Source organism: Xenorhabdus budapestensis, assembly GCF_017743015.1.
GTDB classification, from domain to species: domain Bacteria; phylum Pseudomonadota; class Gammaproteobacteria; order Enterobacterales; family Enterobacteriaceae; genus Xenorhabdus; species Xenorhabdus budapestensis.
Map to the genome: position 1 here is coordinate 57501 of NZ_CP072455.1, position 18860 is coordinate 76360.

11 protein-coding genes, 1 tRNA gene, 2 rRNA genes and 1 pseudogene (1 of these 15 only partly in view) are annotated in these 18860 nt (G+C 41.7%); 12 read left to right on the top strand and 3 right to left on the bottom strand.

Annotated features, from left to right (window positions below; genetic code table 11):
- From HGO23_RS00250 to HGO23_RS00280, 8 genes are all read left to right on the top strand, one after another.
- A tRNA-Glu gene (locus tag HGO23_RS00250) sits at nt 1–15 on the top strand (it extends 61 nt beyond the left edge of the window).
- 187 nt (nt 16–202) lie between these two features.
- Nucleotides 203–3111: ribosomal RNA gene (locus HGO23_RS00255) — 23S ribosomal RNA — on the top strand.
- Nucleotides 3112–3243: 132 nt separating this feature from the next.
- Nucleotides 3244–3359 (top strand): 5S ribosomal RNA (gene rrf / locus HGO23_RS00260).
- A 365-nt stretch (nt 3360–3724) separates the two neighbouring features.
- Nucleotides 3725–5185 (top strand): DUF3375 domain-containing protein, encoded by a 1461-nt coding sequence (locus HGO23_RS00265; protein ID WP_099135489.1) that lies wholly within the window; start codon nt 3725–3727, stop codon nt 5183–5185.
- 30 nt (nt 5186–5215) lie between these two features.
- Nucleotides 5216–6067, top strand: a complete 852-nt coding sequence (locus HGO23_RS00270; protein ID WP_209027571.1) for a DUF4194 domain-containing protein — start codon at nt 5216–5218, stop codon at nt 6065–6067.
- Entirely contained in the window at nt 6057–8045 is a 1989-nt protein-coding gene (locus HGO23_RS19485) for an ATP-binding protein (protein ID WP_244967853.1), read from the top strand. Before HGO23_RS00270 ends, HGO23_RS19485 begins: the two co-directional genes overlap by 11 nt.
- Nucleotides 8046–8048: 3 nt before the next feature.
- On the top strand, nt 8049–9425 hold the full coding sequence (locus HGO23_RS19490) for an SbcC/MukB-like Walker B domain-containing protein (RefSeq protein WP_244967854.1): 1377 nt from the start codon (nt 8049–8051) through the stop codon (nt 9423–9425).
- An 11-nt stretch (nt 9426–9436) separates the two neighbouring features.
- A complete protein-coding gene (locus tag HGO23_RS00280; protein ID WP_209027572.1) occupies nt 9437–10636 on the top strand; it encodes a DUF3322 domain-containing protein in 1200 nt (399 codons plus the stop codon).
- 39 nt (nt 10637–10675) lie between these two features.
- Here HGO23_RS00280 and HGO23_RS00285 read toward each other — a convergent pair whose 3' ends face one another.
- The 3 genes from HGO23_RS00285 to acs all read right to left on the bottom strand — a co-directional run bounded on the left by HGO23_RS00285 (nt 10676) and on the right by acs (nt 14785).
- The gene (locus tag HGO23_RS00285; RefSeq protein ID WP_099135485.1) at nt 10676–12340 is read right to left on the bottom strand and encodes a cation acetate symporter; all 1665 of its coding nucleotides are present in this window, start codon (nt 12338–12340) and stop codon (nt 10676–10678) included.
- Nucleotides 12337–12648, bottom strand: coding sequence for a DUF485 domain-containing protein (locus HGO23_RS00290; protein WP_209027573.1), 312 nt, complete (start codon nt 12646–12648; stop codon nt 12337–12339). The genes HGO23_RS00285 and HGO23_RS00290 overlap by 4 nt, the downstream gene beginning before the upstream one ends.
- A 181-nt stretch (nt 12649–12829) precedes the next feature.
- Nucleotides 12830–14785, bottom strand: coding sequence for an acetate--CoA ligase (gene acs / locus HGO23_RS00295; RefSeq protein WP_209027574.1), 1956 nt, complete (start codon nt 14783–14785; stop codon nt 12830–12832).
- A gap of 393 nt (nt 14786–15178) precedes the next feature.
- Between acs and sodA the strand changes: the two genes are divergently transcribed.
- The 4 genes and pseudogenes from sodA to HGO23_RS00315 all read left to right on the top strand — a co-directional run bounded on the left by sodA (nt 15179) and on the right by HGO23_RS00315 (nt 18815).
- Nucleotides 15179–15811, top strand: a complete 633-nt coding sequence (sodA, locus tag HGO23_RS00300; RefSeq protein ID WP_209027575.1) for a superoxide dismutase [Mn] — start codon at nt 15179–15181, stop codon at nt 15809–15811.
- 165 nt (nt 15812–15976) lie between these two features.
- Nucleotides 15977–16648: a 6-hydroxyaminopurine reductase gene (gene yiiM / locus HGO23_RS00305; RefSeq protein WP_209027576.1), complete on the top strand. Its 672-nt coding sequence runs from the start codon at nt 15977–15979 to the stop codon at nt 16646–16648.
- 161 nt (nt 16649–16809) lie between these two features.
- Nucleotides 16810–17271, top strand: a pseudogene (locus HGO23_RS00310) (MOSC domain-containing protein); the annotation flags it as partial.
- A 356-nt stretch (nt 17272–17627) separates the two neighbouring features.
- Nucleotides 17628–18815 carry a TcdA/TcdB catalytic glycosyltransferase domain-containing protein gene (locus HGO23_RS00315; RefSeq protein ID WP_209027577.1) on the top strand — a complete coding sequence of 396 codons (1188 nt, stop codon included), beginning with the start codon at nt 17628–17630 and terminating at the stop codon, nt 18813–18815.
- Nucleotides 18816–18860: the final 45 nt, after the last annotated feature.

The window sequence follows — 18860 nt, forward strand, 5'->3', positions numbered from 1 at the left end:
CCCTAGGGGACGCCACTTTGCTCGGGGTATTGGGTGAAAGACGGTGCCGGCCTTATTGCTAAGCGGGTTTGTCAGCCGGTTTAGCAATAATTGCTCTTTAACAATCTGGAACAAGCTGAAAATTTGAAACAATCAGTAGCGTCGAAAGACGGTATTGATGAGTCTCTCAAAACTCCAGTCCGAAGACACCTTCGGGTTGTGAGGTTAAGCGACTAAGCGTACACGGTGGATGCCTAGGCAGTCAGAGGCGATGAAGGACGTGCTAATCTGCGAAAAGCGCCGGTAAGGTGATATGACCCGTTATAGCCGGCGATGTCCGAATGGGGAAACCCAGTGCAATCCGTTGCACTATCCTTATCTGAATTCATAGGGTAAGGAGGCGAACCGGGGGAACTGAAACATCTCAGTACCCCGAGGAAAAGAAATCAACCGAGATTCCCCCAGTAGCGGCGAGCGAACGGGGAGCAGCCCAGAGCCATCAGCGATATTCATGTCAGGAGAACGGTCTGGAAAGGCCGGCAGTAAAGGGTGACAGCCCCGTATCCGAAGGCGTGCGTATTGTGAGCTCGAAGAGTAGGGCGGGACACGTGGTATCCTGTCTGAATGTGGGGGGACCATCCTCCAAGGCTAAATACTCCTGACTGACCGATAGTGAACCAGTACCGTGAGGGAAAGGCGAAAAGAACCCCGGCGAGGGGAGTGAAAGAGAACCTGAAACCGTGTACGTACAAGCAGTGGGAGCCCTGATTTATCAGGGTGACTGCGTACCTTTTGTATAATGGGTCAGCGACTTATATTCTGTAGCAAGGTTAACCGTATAGGGGAGCCGGAGGGAAACCGAGTCTTAACTGGGCGTTAAGTTGCAGGGTATAGACCCGAAACCCGGTGAGCTAGCCATGGGCAGGTTGAAGGTTGGGTAACACTAACTGGAGGACCGAACCGACTAATGTTGAAAAATTAGCGGATGACTTGTGGCTGGGGGTGAAAGGCCAATCAAACCGGGAGATAGCTGGTTCTCCCCGAAAGCTATTTAGGTAGCGCCTCGTGAAGTCATCTCCGGGGGTAGAGCACTGTTTCGGCTAGGGGGTCATCCCGACTTACCAACCCGATGCAAACTGCGAATACCGGAGAATGTTATCACGGGAGACACACGGCGGGTGCTAACGTCCGTCGTGAAGAGGGAAACAACCCAGACCGCCAGCTAAGGTCCCCAAGTCATGGTTAAGTGGGAAACGAAGTGGGAAGGCTCAGACAGCCAGGATGTTGGCTTAGAAGCAGCCATCATTTAAAGAAAGCGTAATAGCTCACTGGTCGAGTCGGCCTGCGCGGAAGATGTAACGGGGCTAAACCATGCACCGAAGCTGCGGCAGCGACACTGCGGTGTTGCTGGGTAGGGGAGCGTTCTGTAAGCCGTCGAAGGTGGGCCGTGAGGTCTGCTGGAGGTATCAGAAGTGCGAATGCTGACATAAGTAACGATAAAGCGGGTGAAAAACCCGCTCGCCGGAAGACCAAGGGTTCCTGTCCAACGTTAATCGGGGCAGGGTGAGTCGACCCCTAAGGCGAGGCTGAAAAGCGTAGTCGATGGGAAACAGGTTAATATTCCTGTACTCGGTGTTACTGCGAAGGGGGGACGGAGAAGGCTATGTCATCCGGGCGACGGTCGTCCCGGTTTAAGCGGGTAGGTGGGATAACCCGGCAAATCCGGTTATCCGCAACACTGAGGCGTGATGACGAGGCACTACGGTGCTGAAGTGACAGATGCCCTGCTTCCAGGAAAAGCCTCTAAGCACCAGGTAACACGGAATCGTACCCCAAACCGACACAGGTGGTCAGGTAGAGAATACTCAGGCGCTTGAGAGAACTCGGGTGAAGGAACTAGGCAAAATGGTGCCGTAACTTCGGGAGAAGGCACGCTGGCGCCAGGTGAAAAGACATGCTCTTGGAGCCGAGGCCAGCCGCAGATACCAGCTGGCTGCAACTGTTTAATAAAAACACAGCACTGTGCAAACACGAAAGTGGACGTATACGGTGTGACGCCTGCCCGGTGCTGGAAGGTTAATTGATGGGGTCATCCTCAGGGAGAAGCTCTTGATCGAAGCCCCAGTAAACGGCGGCCGTAACTATAACGGTCCTAAGGTAGCGAAATTCCTTGTCGGGTAAGTTCCGACCTGCACGAATGGCGTAATGATGGCCAGGCTGTCTCCACCCGAGACTCAGTGAAATTGAACTCGCTGTGAAGATGCAGTGTACCCGCGGCAAGACGGAAAGACCCCGTGAACCTTTACTATAGCTTGACACTGAACCTTGAGCCTTGATGTGTAGGATAGGTGGGAGGCTGTGAAGTGCGGACGCCAGTCTGCACGGAGCCATCCTTGAAATACCACCCTTGAATGTTTGATGTTCTAACGTAGGCCCGTTATCCGGGTTGCGGACAGTGTCTGGCGGGTAGTTTGACTGGGGCGGTCTCCTCCCAAAGCGTAACGGAGGAGCACGAAGGTCAGCTAATCACGGTCGGACATCGTGAGGTTAGTGCAAAGGCATAAGCTGGCTTGACTGCGAGCGTGACGGCGCGAGCAGGTACGAAAGTAGGTCTTAGTGATCCGGTGGTTCTGCATGGAAGGGCCATCGCTCAACGGATAAAAGGTACTCCGGGGATAACAGGCTGATACCGCCCAAGAGTTCATATCGACGGCGGTGTTTGGCACCTCGATGTCGGCTCATCACATCCTGGGGCTGAAGTAGGTCCCAAGGGTATGGCTGTTCGCCATTTAAAGTGGTACGCGAGCTGGGTTTAGAACGTCGTGAGACAGTTCGGTCCCTATCTGCCGTGGGCGCTGGAAGATTGAAAGGGGCTGCTCCTAGTACGAGAGGACCGGAGTGGACGCACCACTGGTGTACGGGTTGTCATGCCAATGGCACTGCCCGGTAGCTAAGTGCGGCAGAGATAACCGCTGAAAGCATCTAAGCGGGAAACTTGCCTTGAGATGAGTCTTCCCTGACTCCTGGAGAGTCCTGAAGGGCCGTCCGAGACGAGGACGTGGATAGGCTGGGTGTGTAAGCGTTGCGAGACGTTGAGCTGACCAGTACTAATGCCCCGTGCGGCTTAACCTGACAACACCGAAGGGGTTTTGTGGGTTTGAGAGACGAGAGAAAGACAGGGTTTCAGGTATATTTTCGATAGACGCGGAAGCGGTGACGGACGAAAATAACAAGCAGCTTGTTCGGGATTGAATACAGGATTTGTCTGGCGGCAACAGCGCGGTGGTCCCACCTGACCCCATGCCGAACTCAGCAGTGAAACGCCGTAGCGCCGATGGTAGTGTGGGGTCTCCCCATGTGAGAGTAGGGCACTGCCAGACATCAATTCAGTCAGAGAAGCCATCCGTCCCCGGATGGCTTTTTTGCGTTTGCTCAGCAAAGTTGGGCCATATACCTTTCCTTATTCCCCATGAGTACCGCCGTGGTCTATTTCCCTTTTCGGTCCTACCTTAATTGATGAATCCATCTGTTCATCGTTGATTTACTGACATTAATTGCTTTGGCAACTTTGCTAACATTAGTTATTAAATTCAGAATTTGTTCTTTAATAGTGAATTAATTTCTTTGTTGTCCAATTTTGTGGTAAAAACGGATGTATATTTTAGATACAATATATTTGTTAACCTTATGATCTGTGTTCTTACGATCGGTTATGATTGTATATCACTGAATAAAAGGATAAACGCTGAATTTTCAAGGGTTACAAGCAAAATACAGTCGTCTTTTTCGGGATAATGTAGCTTGGAAACTATTAAGAGCTGATAATGCACCGTACATTTTAGCTTTTTTAAGCGATTTGTTTTCTGAAAACAGTGAAGCTCCCTTCAGCCAGGCTCGAATATTACTTGATGAAGAATTAATCCGTTTCCGGGAATTGGATATTTGGAAAACAGAAACATCAGCGGGGACTTATCTTAATAAATGGATTAAAGAAGGCTGGCTGCGAGAAATGAATGATGTCTTGACCAAAACGGATGCCAGTGAAATTGCTATTCGTTTTGTCCAAGGGCTTGATGAACATAATTCAGGAACAACAGCATCTCATCTGAGAATTGTTCAGGATGCAGTTAGGGATTTTGCAGTAGCAATTAACTCAAATGTTAATGAACGTATCACGCTTTTAAAATCCAGAATATCAGAAATACAAAGAGAAATTGACGCATTGCATTCTGGTGTTGTTATTGAATTAACTGTAGCGGAACAAAGAGAAAGAATCCGTGAAATCTATCACTTGGCATCAATTTTAACCGGGGATTTTCGCCGTGTTGAAGATGAAGTCCGTCGATTAGATCAAAACATTCGAATTCAAATTATTGAAGAAGATTCCACAAAAGGAAATATTCTTCTTTCCGTGTTGGAGAAAGAAAATTTATTATTCCAAACTGACGCAGGTAGTGCATTTGAAAGCTTTTTCCATTTGCTATGTGATCAGCACAGAACAACAGAATTGCGGGAACAGCTTCGTAGTATTTTAAGTCGTCCGGTTGCAAAGCATTTAACTACTCAGCAGCAACAGTTTCTCAATCGATTGATGAGAGAACTGAGTCGAGAGAGTGAAAGGGTTTTTCAGATCAGGCGCCGAATAGAAGAAAGCTTACGTGCTTACATAGAAAGTGGTTATGCTCAGGAAAATCGGGCAGTAGAGCGATTACTTAATCGATTGGAAAAACTGGCTGTTGAACTAAAAAACGCAGGATGTAACTTACAAACAGAAACAACCCTATTACTGCCTACCGGGACAGCAATAATAAACTCTCCTGACAGTATGCAACTCAAGTTACCTGATGAAAAACTCAATACTTCTGGTGTTGAGGAAAATCTAAACTCTAAGTTGCCAAGTACGCAGATGTTGGATTGTCTTGATACAGTTCAAGTCAGGTTAATTGCTGAAAAGATCCTGGCTACATTAAAAAAATATGGGCCAATGACGATAGCTTCTATTGTGATTCATAACCCTATTGGTGCAGGATTGGAAGAATTAGTTGCCTATTTGAGAGTGGCAAAATCGATAGGCATGGTGTCATTGGAAGAAAACGAATCAGTAGAGATCAAGGATAAACAAGGTGTCCATTTGCGGGCATCTATTCCAACTTTTATTTTGAGTGCCGATTTATTTCCCGACAATTTAGATGAGTTAGTCCTTTAAATTATCTGGCTAGAAAGTGGGGGATGGACTATGAATAAATATAAGAAAGAAACCAGTTTTTTTGATCAGTTAATAAAAAATCATACACAGTCAGAGCGTTCCTCTAATACTCCTAACACAGAGTTAAATGCAGACTTTTCATTTGGGGAAGTGCTTCCTGATGATCATATATTGAGAGAAGATAACCGTCATTCTGATTTATTGAATGATACGGCGAATGATAAAGGCATGCCTGTTGAAGCGCGTCAGGTATTAGTCACTTTATTACGTCATGGTGTCATATTGTCTTCACAGAAAATAAAGCTTTTTGCATCTCTTTGTCGCTATCAAAATGATATTCGTAAATATTTATCAGAAATTTATTTGAAATTAGTTCTGGATGAGAGAGTCGGGGTTGCGTTTATCGCAAATATTAATGATGAAGAAGACAAAAAATCTTTGGGGATGGATGATGATGAAGAGACATTGTCTATCATTAGCCGGAGAACGCTTTCTCTATATGACACGTTACTATTGTTGATACTTAGAAAACATTTTCAAGATCGGGAATCTTCAGGTGAACAAAAAATTATCATTGATATAGAACGAATTGAATCCAATCTGACTCCATTTCTGCCATTAACCAATAGCACCAAATCTGATCGTAAAAAACTCAATGGTGCCCTGACCAAAATGGTGAATAAAAAAATATTGAGTTCGGTACGAGGAAGTGATGATCGTTTTGAAATTACTCCAATCATTCGTTATGTCGTTAATGCTGAGTTTCTCGAAAAAATGCTTGCCGATTATCTCAACATGGTAAATGAAAAAGGTATAGCTCCCGGCAAAAAGAGTAGTGACATAAATAATGATGGTGAAACAGGAGATGACTATGTTGACTAACTCATTAATGCATACGAACCAAATCAGATTGGCTGAACTTTCCGTATATAACTGGGGTTCATTCAATGGACTGCACACCGCGCGGATTGATGAGGTGGGAACATTAGTTACGGGGGATAATGGTTCAGGAAAATCAACGTTTATAGATGGATTGATGGCTTTGTTGCTCCCCGCAGGCAGGGCGACATTCAACGTTGCAGCAGCACAGGGAGATCGTACTGACCGAACTTTAATTTCCTATATGCGGGGTAGTTTTGGTTCTGCTCATGATGGTGCTGGCACAAGAGTTAGAAGTAAACGTGAATCTGCCGTAGTTACCGGGCTCAGAGCATTATATCGGAGTGATGACGGTACAGAAATCACACTGGCAGCGCTTTTTTGGAACAGTAAATCAACCAATTCCCTGTCAGATGTGACACGGGTTTACGCCATTGCCAAAAGAAATCTGATACTGAAAGAAGTTCTTGATGCATTTGGTGAAGGTAATGTGCGGGCCCTCAAACAGTGGCTCCGTACTGATCCTGCCATAACATGTTGTGATGACCGATTCTCTGAATATCAGGAGTTATATCGAAAGCTCTTATATATGGATAATAAAAACGCTCCGGCATTGCTTTCACGGGCATTGGGTTTAAAAAAGATTGATGATCTGACAGAGTTAATTCGTGAATTGGTCCTTGAACCCAGTACCGTTAAGGATGATGCCAGAAAGATAGTGGGAGAATTTTCCGATCTCGTTGCTATACACAGCCAACTTGTAGATACCAGAGCACAAAGGGATCATCTGGCTAAATTACCAGAGCTGAATGCTAGTCTGGAAAAATCAATAAAAGATCTGGAAAAACTGACAGCAGAGAAAAATGAATTGCCTGCCTATTTGGGTGAAATTTTCACACAATTGTGGAATGAAAAAATTATTGAGATTGAAGCACAACTGCAAAATATTCACCAGCGAATAGAGCAGGCTGAGATACAAGAAAGGGATACTCATGAGTTGGTCGAACGAAGACACGAAGAATATCTCCAGCTTGGTGGTATTAAAATAGAATCACTTCGCAAAGAGATTCAGCATACTAAAGATCAATTAAAAAGGATTATTCGGGAATCCTCACAATATCAGGACAATGTTAAGGCACTTGACCTTCCTTCCACGTTGCAACATACCGTATTTATTCAGAACCAATCTACTGTTGCAAGCAGGTCTGCCAATATTCAGGCAGAGCAGGAAGAATATGAGCAACAATTTGGTACCATCAGTGGAGAATTCAGTCAGTTACAGGGAAAAATAAAGCATATTTCTCAGGAAATCAGCGAAATAGAGTCAAGACCTAACTCTAATATTGATGTGAGATATCAGCAGCTCCGGGATGAATTGGTTAATTCCCTTGAATTAAACAAAGATGACTGCATCTTTATTGGAGAATTAATTGATGTTCAGGAGCATGAAAAGGCGTGGCAGGGGGCAATAGAAAGGGCTCTGGGAGGGCTGCGTACAACGCTTGCCATCCCACAGCACCGCTACCCAATGGTGACACGCTGGCTGAATGCCCGTCATACTGGCTTGCATGTGAGAGTCCAGGTTGTCACTGAGATTCAGGATAACGTTGTCGAGTTTAAGCTGAATGGATATTTAAGAAAATTAGCATGGCGGGAACATCCTTATCGGGAATGGCTCAAACACCACCTCCTGCGCTTTGATCTGCAATGTGTTGATAATACGGAAGAGTTAGACAAAACATCGTATTCAATGACGCAGCAAGGATTAATGCACATGGATAAAGGGCGTTTTGAGAAAAAAGATCAGTACCGGATCGATGATAGAAGACGCTGGTATTTAGGTTTTTCAAATAAATCGCGTTTAGCCATCCTTAATCATGACAAAAATAATTTCATACAGCAGTTATCTGTAATTGAAAAGCAGGTCAAAGAAGCACAAGAGGCGTTGAATTCCATTGTTAATATCAAAATATTGTTGTAAAAAGTGCAGAATTATCAATTGGATGATATCAATACACCTTACTGGTATGACAAACTTTCAACCCTGGAAAGAGATCTGGAAGTACTGGAACAATCCAGTGATTCACTTGAAAAAGCGATGGAACGCTGGAAATCGGCGAAAGAACAGTTATTCCAGATCCAGTCAATATTAAAAGGGTTTAACGAACAATCAGGGGCGGTTAACTCAACGTTAAATGTGGCCAAAGGGGAATGGAGAAAAGCACAGGCCAAAGCATCAAAGGGGATATCCGATATCACGCGGCAGTGGCTAACCACTCGAGTGGGTAAGCTATATGCGGATGTATTGGATCGGGAATCAGAATTGGTTTCTCAGATTGAAGAAAAACTGGAACACCAACTGGAAAGTAGCCGTAACAATAAAAACCGGGCGGAAAAATCCTCTGTCAGCATAATGGCTTCGTTTAGATCCCATGAAAAGTGGCAGATTTATGCGGTGGACTGGCAAACCGATATTAGCAGCTTGCCTGACTACCTTAATCATCTGCAACAGTTGGAAAGTGAAGGCTTGCCGAATCTGGTAGATCAATTTATCGAACGACTAAATAAACATGCCACCCAGTCAATGGCAACTATCAAAACGAAACTTGAATCTGAGCGAGAAGATATTCTTGAGCGGATAGATATTATTAATCAGGTATTAAAGCGTACAGAATTTCGCTCAGGTACTTATTTGAGGCTGGGAAGCAAAAGGGAAAAATACCCACATGTTCAGGAATTTGATCGGCTTTTACTGAAAGTATTGAGTAAAGTGACAAGCGATGATCATGAAGGGCGATTCCGTGAACTCTGTAATGTGGTTTCAATTCTTGATAAAGCCAGCTCTTCCGGGACATTCACCACATTGGAAAGCCTGCGATTGCTTGATCCTCGTTATCAGATAGCATTTTATGCCGAAGAGATCGATGCTACGACTAGTGAGGTTCGTGACGTACTGGAATCATCCAGTGGTAAATCGGGAGGAGAAAAAGAATCTTTTGCTGCCACAATTGTGGCCGCGAGTTTAGCGTATGTATTAACCCCGGATGGTTATGACAGGCCAGTTTATTGCACTGTTTTTTTGGATGAAGCTTTTTCAAATACTGCGGAGTCTGTGAGCCGGCGTGTACTTCGTGTATTCAGGGAACTTTACATTCACGTTAATTTGATTACTCCCTATAAAAACCTGAACTTAGCAAGAGAATCAGCGCGTTCTTTACTAATTGCTGAACGAAATCAGGAAAATCATGATAGTCACCTTTGTGAAGTTACCTGGGAAGAAATTGACAGGATCATGAGTGAGGAAAAAAGAAACAAACTAGAAACTGAAATGCATGAATTTGGCATTAAGATTGAAAACTGACATGTAAAAATATGCAAAAAACACCACACACATATTCCTGGGGATTATTACCCACGCAGGTGAAAGAGATCGTCAGAAAAAGGGAATGGGATAACCTGTCTTCCTTAAAGGCACGTCTATTGGGAGCTAAACCATTTCCCATTCGTATTGGCTTAAAACCCCCCAGTGGTGCTTTTGCATTATCGGATTTGACACATTTTCAGCTAGTTGTCAGTGAATGGAAATCATTTTCCCACCAAGAAATGGTGTTGTGGTCGAGTAAAAAATTTCGTGAATTATCTGAGCAAGTTGTTCCAATTTGGGTTGTGATTGAATCCATGCAACAACTGATAAAGTTTTTAGGTAAGGACGCCATCCGCCGAAGTGTGATATGGGAAAGAAATATGAGACCCTTTTTACACATTGATGAAGTACTTTATTCGGCATTAGTCAAAAATATCGATATCGTAGAAAAAATCACGTTGAAAGAAGCGGAGTTACTGGCGAAATTACTTCCACAATTAAAACAAGGGCTAGGGAAAGGGCAATATCTACGGGCGCTGCCTATAATTGGTATTGATACCAAATTCTTGGAGAGTCACCTGCTCTTGTTGGAGGAACTTGTTGATATACTTCATGGCGGCGCAGTTTCTGAGGTTGGCGGGTTGGTGGATTGGCTAGGGTGTCAGACAAAGCCTAAAGGCTGGCTGACAATCAGGCCACTTTGTCCTCATGTTGTTGACGCACTTGGAGGATTACCCATCCTCCAATTACCTTATGAATTACTGAAAGAGTATGAATTACCGGCATCAAATATCCTGGTGGTGGAAAACCTGCAATCAGGTTTAGCATTGCCTGATATGCCGGATACGGTAGCCGTTATTGGGGGCGGGAAAAATATTGCCTGGATGGATGCCCTATGGTTGAAGAAAAAACATGTCGGATACTGGGGAGATATTGATACATGGGGGCTAACTTTCTTAAGTAACGCCAGAGGAAAGTGTACCAAATTAGAATCAATAATGATGGATATTAACACTGTTAAAACCCATGAAGATAGAATGGGGATTGAAGATACACCAACTGAAGTTGTTCCTGAATTTCTTAGTGAAGAAGAAACTAATTTGTTTAATGGTCTGCTTTCCGGTTGCTTTCAATCTTCTCGTCTGGAACAAGAACGTTTGTCATCAGATTACATTAAACATCAACTCATTATTTGGTTAACAAAATAGAACCTGCCCAAAAGGGCAGGGGAATTTTAGTATTTAATGCTAATGTACATTTCCTTGTTCAATACCAATTCCTGTCTGTGAACGCAGAAATTGCTTACGGAACATTTCTCTTTCCAGTTGACCTTGTTCTGATGTATCTGTGATGGAGAAAAGCCATGCAGCGAAAAATGCTACAATCATAGAAAATAGGGCTGGATACTCATAAGGATAAATTGGTTTTTCATGACCAAGAATACTAACCCAGATTGTTGGGCCAAGGATCATTAATACGACGGCTATCATTAATCCCAGCCATCCACCAACCAAAGCTCCACGTGTTGTCAGCCTGCTCCAATACATTGACAATAAAATAATTGGGAAATTACAACTTGCTGCAATGGAGAAAGCCAGACCGACCATAAAAGCAATATTTTGTTTTTCGAATAAAATACCTAATCCAATAGCGATAATTCCCAGGAAGACGACAGTAATTTTGGAGATTTTTAACTCATCCTGTTCATTGGCTTGTCCCCGTTTAATCACATTTGCATAGAGATCATGAGAAACAGCTGAGGCACCAGCCAATGTTAGCCCTGCTACAACAGCTAAAATCGTGGCAAAAGCGACAGCAGAAATAAAACCGAGGAAGAAATCACCGCCAACCGCACTTGCAAGATGGACTGCGGCCATATTAGTCCCACCAATTAATGTTCCGGTTGGATCTTTAAATGCAGCATTGGGGCTGACCAACAGTATTGCACCAAATCCAATGATAAAGGTTAGGATGTAGAAATAACCAATAAAACCGGTGGCATAGAAAACACTTTTGCGGGCTTCTTTAGCATCATTAACAGTGAAAAATCGCATGATGATATGTGGTAAGCCAGCAGTACCAAACATTAACGCTAATCCTAAAGAGAGCGCAGATACAGGATCAGAAACTAATCCACCTGGACTCATAATATCCTGCCCGTGTGAGTGTACGGCAATAGCTTCTTTAAACAGGGTATTAAAATTGAAATTCACGGTTTTCATCACCATCAAAGCCATAAATGTTGCTCCAGCCAACAATAAAATTGCTTTGATAATCTGAACCCACGTCGTTGCCAGCATGCCACCAAACAGTACATACAGAACCATTAGAATACCAACTAAAACAACAGCGATGTGGTAATTCAGCCCGAATAGTAGTTCGATGAGTTTTCCGGCTCCAACCATTTGTGCAATCAGATATAACGCAACAACAACCAGCGATCCCATTGCAGACAAGGTACGGATAGGACGCTGTTTTAATCGATAAGAAGCGACATCAGCAAATGTGTAACGTCCAAGATTTCTCAACCTTTCAGCGATCAGGAACAAAATAATTGGCCAGCCAACAAGGAAGCCGATGGAATAAATCAGGCCATCATAACCGGAGGTATAAACCAATGCGGAAATCCCCAAAAAAGAGGCTGCTGACATATAATCCCCAGCAATGGCCATACCATTTTGAAAACCCGTGATCCGCCCCCCGGCAGTATAGTAATCTGAACGAGAAATTGTTCGTTTTGATGCCCAATAAGTAATGTAAAGCGTGAACCCAACGAACAACAGAAACATGATAATGGCTTGAATATTCAAAGGTTTATTTTCTACATTATTACCTGAAAGGGCGTCTGCCTGGGCTAAGATAGGATAGAGGGAAGAAAATAGCAGTATTGTTGAAAGGAGAAGCTTTTTCATTTTCCCACCTCCTTGAGAATAGCAGATGTCAGACGATCAAATTCACCATTTGCTCTGACAACATAAATCCCTGTTAATATGAAAGAAATAAAAATAATACCGATACCAACAGGAATACCACGTGTTACGCTGGAGCCTTCATAAAGAGGTGTGCCAAGCCATTCGGGGGCAAAAGCAATGAGAAAAATAAAACTAACATAAAGCATTAACATAATGATGGACAACAACCAGGCAAAACGTCCGCGCTTCTCAACTAATTCCTTAAAGCGAGGATTATTCTCAACCTCTTGATAAATATCGGTATTCATCAGAGTTTCTCCTTTTAAATGTTAAAGGACGTACCTTAGGCCACATTAAGGACTATCAGATACGGAGCAGCCGTATTCGGAGGAATTCATGACTACTTATCACGTCCCTGAGCAGTTCTGCACTTTTTGATGATACGTTACCAAGCCGCCCCACAGCGGCATGGGTGTTTTACGGCATATGCTAAGACATAGCTATGGACTGCTTTTCTTCTAGTAGTTTTTCAACAACGCCAGGATCGGCTAGAGTGGAAGTATCTCCTAAGTTACTGGTATCACCGGAAGCGATTTTGCGCAAAATACGTCGCATAATCTTTCCTGAACGCGTTTTGGGTAGAGAATCTGTCCAGTGAAGAATATCAGGGGTTGCAATCGGGCCGATTTCTTTGCGTACCCAATTTTTGACATCGCTATACAGCTCAGGAGAAGGTTCTTCACCGTGAATTAATGTGACATAAGCGTAAATAGCTTGCCCTTTAATATGGTGAGGGATCCCAACAACGGCTGCTTCAGCGATTTTAGGATGAGCGACCAGAGCCGACTCAATCTCTGCAGTACCCAATCGATGGCCTGAAATATTCAGCACATCATCAACGCGGCCAGTAATCCAGTAATAGCCGTCTTCATCACGTCTGGCACCATCCCCACTGAAATATGCCCCTTTGAAGGTAGAAAAATATGTTTGCTCAAAACGATCATGATCGCCAAACAGAGTCCTGGCTTGCCCCGGCCATGAATCTGTAATAACAAGATTTCCCTCGCATTCACCACTCAGAATGTCACCTGAGTTATCCACTAATGCGGGGCTAATGCCGAAGAATGGCAGAGTAGCTGATCCTGCTTTGAGATCAGTTGCTCCAGGTAATGGTGTGATCATGAAGCCACCCGTTTCCGTTTGCCACCATGTATCGACAATAGGGCATCTACTGTTGCCTATTTTTTTGTAATACCATTCCCAGGCTTCTGGGTTGATGGGTTCGCCTACAGAACCCATGATGCGTAATGATGTACGCTTGGTTCCTTCAATAGCTTTATCCCCTTCGGCCATTAATGCACGAATGGCTGTTGGTGCGGTATAGAGGATATTCACCTGATGTTTATCGACAACCTGACTGAGGCGATTCACATCAGGATAGTTCGGTACACCTTCAAACATCACGGATGTTGCACCACAAGATAGCGGGCCATACAACAGATAACTATGACCTGTTACCCAACCAATATCGGCTGTACACCAATAAACTTCATCAGGGCGGTAATCAAACGTATATTTGAACGTCAAAGATGCGTAGACCAGATAACCCCCAGTGGTATGCAGAACCCCTTTGGGTTTACCTGTGGAGCCGGAAGTATAAAGAATAAATAGCGGATCTTCTGCATTCATCTCTTCGGCCTGACAGTCTGCATTAATCCCACTGGTTAATTTATGCCACCATAAATCACGTTCGGTCTGCCAGCTTGTTGCATTATCTGTACGTTTGAAAACAACAACATTGGTAACACTTGTCACGGCTGGATTGTTCAGTGCTTCATCGACATTTTTTTTCAGTGGAACAGTTCGTCCGGCTCGTATGCCTTCATTAGCAGTAATAATTAACTTGGCATTTGAATCGATAACCCGACCAGAAATTGCATCAGGAGAAAAACCACCGAAAATCACCGAGTGAATTGCGCCAATCCGGGCGCAAGCCAGCATGGCAACGGCCGCTTCCGGCACCATTGGCATATAGATAGCGACGACATCACCTTTTTTAATCCCAAGTTTTTTCAAAGCATTAGCGAATTGACAGACGTCGTGATATAGCTCTCGGTACGTAACATGTCTGGATTCAGCGGGATTATCTCCTTCCCAGATAATGGCAGTTTGATCACCACGCTCTTGTAAATGACGGTCAAGGCAGTTAGCACTTAGATTCAGTGTCCCATCTTCAAACCAGCGGATACTAATGTGTCCGGGGTCGAAAGAGCTGTTTTTAACCTTTGTATAAGGTTTTATCCAATCCAGTATCTTACCTTTCTCACCCCAGAACCCTTCAGGATCTTGTAGTGACCATTGGTAGTCTTGCATATATTGTTGCTTGTTTATCAGGGCTGTTTCTGCGATGTCAGCAGGAATAGGATGCTTGATTATTTGAGTCATATTTTTATCTCCTTGCAATTGTTAATACTATGTCAAAACAAGGTTAACTAAAGTGTAAGAAGAATTTTTGTTTCTTTTTTGCGCGGAAGATCACGCATTGGAAAGAATGAATTTCATGAGATGATCATTTAGTGCGGCGTATTTGTGAAAAATTAACTACCATTAATAATTTTATTTTTTGAATAAATACACTAACTAATGGATTTTATTCAGTTATTTTATCTAAGAAATGTATAAAAAGCGAAAGAGAAAGGAAACCATAGTTATAACATGGAATTGATAATCATTTTCATTGTTGTTTAATTCACTATAATAATCTTGCAGTTCACAAGGTGTGAGCCTCATACCCAACAAATAAAAGGTGTATATATTTTAAACAACTGGAGATATGACATGAGCCATTCACTACCTTCTCTACCATATCCTTATGATGCGCTAGAACCGCATTTCGATAAACAAACGATGATTATTCATCACACCAAACACCATCAAACCTACGTTACAAATACCAATCTTGCATTAGAATCCTGTCCAAAACTAGCCTGTCTGGAGATTGATGAACTCGTTCAGCGGCTTGATGAAGTTCCTGAGGATAAACGTACTTTCATGCGTAATAATGCAGGAGGTCATTCAAACCATAGTATGTTCTGGGAAGGTTTGAAATTAGGGACAACTTTATCTGGTGCCTTAAAAGCCGCGATAGAATGCGATTTTGGTAGCGTTGATGCTTTCAAAAAAAAATTTGAGCAAGCAGCCGCAACTCGTTTTGGTTCTGGGTGGGCCTGGTTAGTATTAAAAGAAGATGGCAAACTTGAAGTTGTTTCTACTGCAAATCAGGATAGCCCATTGATGGGTGAAGAGATTTCCGGTACTTCTGGTTATCCTATTTTGGGATTAGATGTATGGGAACATGCTTATTATCTGAAGTATCAAAACCGTCGTCCCGACTATATTGAGGCATTTTGGCATGTCGTAAATTGGGAAGAAGCGGCAAAACGTTACGAAAAAAAATGGAATAAGTTCTAAAAATCCCTCTCTTAATAATGCTGATCACTGCGGGGTCAGCATTTTTTTTACTTGTAGCAGAGATATTGACCTTTCACAATGCTCTCTCAAAGGGCAAAAGATGAAGCTTGCCGCGTTTATTCGGTCAGGATAATATTTATATTAGTCTATTGAGGAGAAATAGAAATGTATTACCCACAGGTATATAGAGGTAAAATAACATCTTCCGAAAAGTGGGGTTTCAGTGCAATCAACAAACTGTTGGTGAATGGCCGTTTACAGCTTACCTCTCTTGGTCTGGAAGGTGATGAACAGGCAGAGACTCGTTTTCATGGCGGTCCTGATCGCGCGCTTTGTCATTACCCTATGGAACATTACCTCTTTTGGAAAAGGCAATTTCCTGAATTAGTGGAATTATTTGTATCTCCCTTATTTGGTGAAAATATATCAACGGAGGGTATGACAGAAGAGAATGTTTTTATTGGGGATATTTTCCAGTGGGGAGAGGTAATTATTCAGGTGACACAGCCCCGTTCTCCTTGCTACAAACTTAATCTTATTACTGGAATTGCGAATTTTGCAGCTATGATGCAAGATGAAGGGTATTGTGGCTGGTTATATCGGGTCATCTCTTCAGGTTTTGTCAGTGCTGCTGAACCACTAAAATTACTCAGTCGAAATAGTGATGTTTCTGTTAAGGATGCTATTTCCATTGCTTTTCATAGCCCATTTGATGGAGAGCAATACCAACGTCTAATGGGTGCAGCAGGGTTATCTGCTAGCTGGAATCTAACGATGCAAAAGCGGATATTGCATGGAAAAATAGAGGATTTCAATCGTCGTTTATTTGGTAAATAATTTATTTACTGATATATATTTTAATTAAAAAATATGTTGTTTTCTTGTAGTGGACGATAACAATAATTTTGTTATCGTTATACTTATTTTTTCTATTTTGTTCTGCTCTTTCAAATTATTATATTGTTTCTTTTATATAAAATTAATTTATCAATATTCTATATCCTGAATTAGTGGAATTATTTGTATCTCCCTTATTTGGTGAAAATATATCAACGGAGGGTATGACAGAAGAGAATGTTTTTATTGGGGATATTTTCCAGTGGGGAGAGGTAATTATTCAGGTGACACAGCCCCGTTCTCCTTGCTACAAACTTAATCTTATTACTGGAATTGCGAATTTTGCAGCTATGATGCAAGATGAAGGGTATTGTGGCTGGTTATATCGGGTCATCTCTTCAGGTTTTGTCAGTGCTGCTGAACCACTAAAATTACTCAGTCGAAATAGTGATGTTTCTGTTAAGGATGCTATTTCCATTGCTTTTCATAGCCCATTTGATGGAGAGCAATACCAACGTCTAATGGGTGCAGCAGGGTTATCTGCTAGCTGGAATCTAACGATGCAAAAGCGGATATTGCATGGAAAAATAGAGGATTTCAATCGTCGTTTATTTGGTAAATAATTTATTTACTGATATATATTTTAATTAAAAAATATGTTGTTTTCTTGTAGTGGACGATAACAATAATTTTGTTATCGTTATACTTATTTTTTCTATTTTGTTCTGCTCTTTCAAATTATTATATTGTTTCTTTTATATAAAATTAATTTATCAATATTCTATATTAAAATGTTTGTTGATAAAATAAGATTATTATTAACTTGTTTATGATTAAAGGTTAAAAAGACTGATGTTTTTTAATGTGATATTTATCACAAAATAAGTACTCGTATTATTAGAATATGATTTATATGTGGATGATTTAAACCATAGAAGTATAGGTAGCCATAAATATTAGTTATATTAAGGGGTGGTTTATGAGTGTACCAAAGAAAATTCATTATTTTTGGGCGGGTAATAAAATATCAGAAGAAAATTTACAGAATATTATTGCTATGAAAGTGGAAAACCCTGGTTTCAGCCTTAATTTATGGGTAAATAATAAATCATTAATCAAAAAAACTTTTGATTCTCTCTTAAATAAATTTGGCTTAGGTGAAGTTTTTGGATGTGAATTTGATAAGGTACAGAGAGAATATTTTGAATCCAAAGATAGATCTCTAACAAAACAAAATAATTTTTTTATTAGAGATATAGGAGAGGCTTTTAAATCATTAGGTGGGGCTTTTTTTATTTTAGAGTCGATGTTTTATCGTAATATTAATGGGTATTATCATAATTATGCATTGGCTAGTGATATTGCACGTCTTGTCATTTTATATACAGAAGGAGGAATTTATCTGGATGTTGATGTTAAAGTGAAAGGTATCCGTTTTAATAAAAAAACCTGTTTTGATAATATTAATAGAGAGGCTAAATTTAAAAATATTAATGCACCATCAGGAATAGCTTTCGGTGATGCTAATGGAAAAGCATGGAAAAAAGGTAGTTATCTTGCAGGGAATGCTATTCTTGCGGCACCTGCTAAATCAACTATAGTTTTTAAAATATTAAGTATTATTAATAATAAAATAGAAGCTAATCTCAACCAAAAATATATTGATATAAATAAAAGAATACCAATAATTAAACCACATCATATAATAAAACCAATTTATCCAAACCAAATGATTCAACTAAAAAACTTTGCTAATCCGGGGCAACCAATTAGTTCTCTTGATAAAAATACTAAAATTGACAGATGGGAAGGTGTAAGTAGAAAATATCCAGACTGGGGAAAAGACACATGGTGTGCATCACGTGTTATTCCTGATTTTCGTTTTGATGCTGCTGTCAATAATACAGGACCAAGAGTATATCACGAGTATTTAAAAGAAATTAACAGAGAAGGAAAACCTGAAGTTCCTGTACATCTTAGGTTTGAAAAAAATGGAACGGAATTTTTTGAAAAAGTTGATGCACACGGAAAGTGGAGGAATACAAGAGAGCCAATGATACAACAAAGGGGATTTCGCTATGATGATGCAGAATTCCCTTCTTTATCTAATTTTATTTTGGGAGATGCTGAGATCAGGATGTTACTAAAAAAATTAAAATGGGTATAAACCTAAATGAAATTTGTAATTCATATGCCAAAGGGTATCAATACC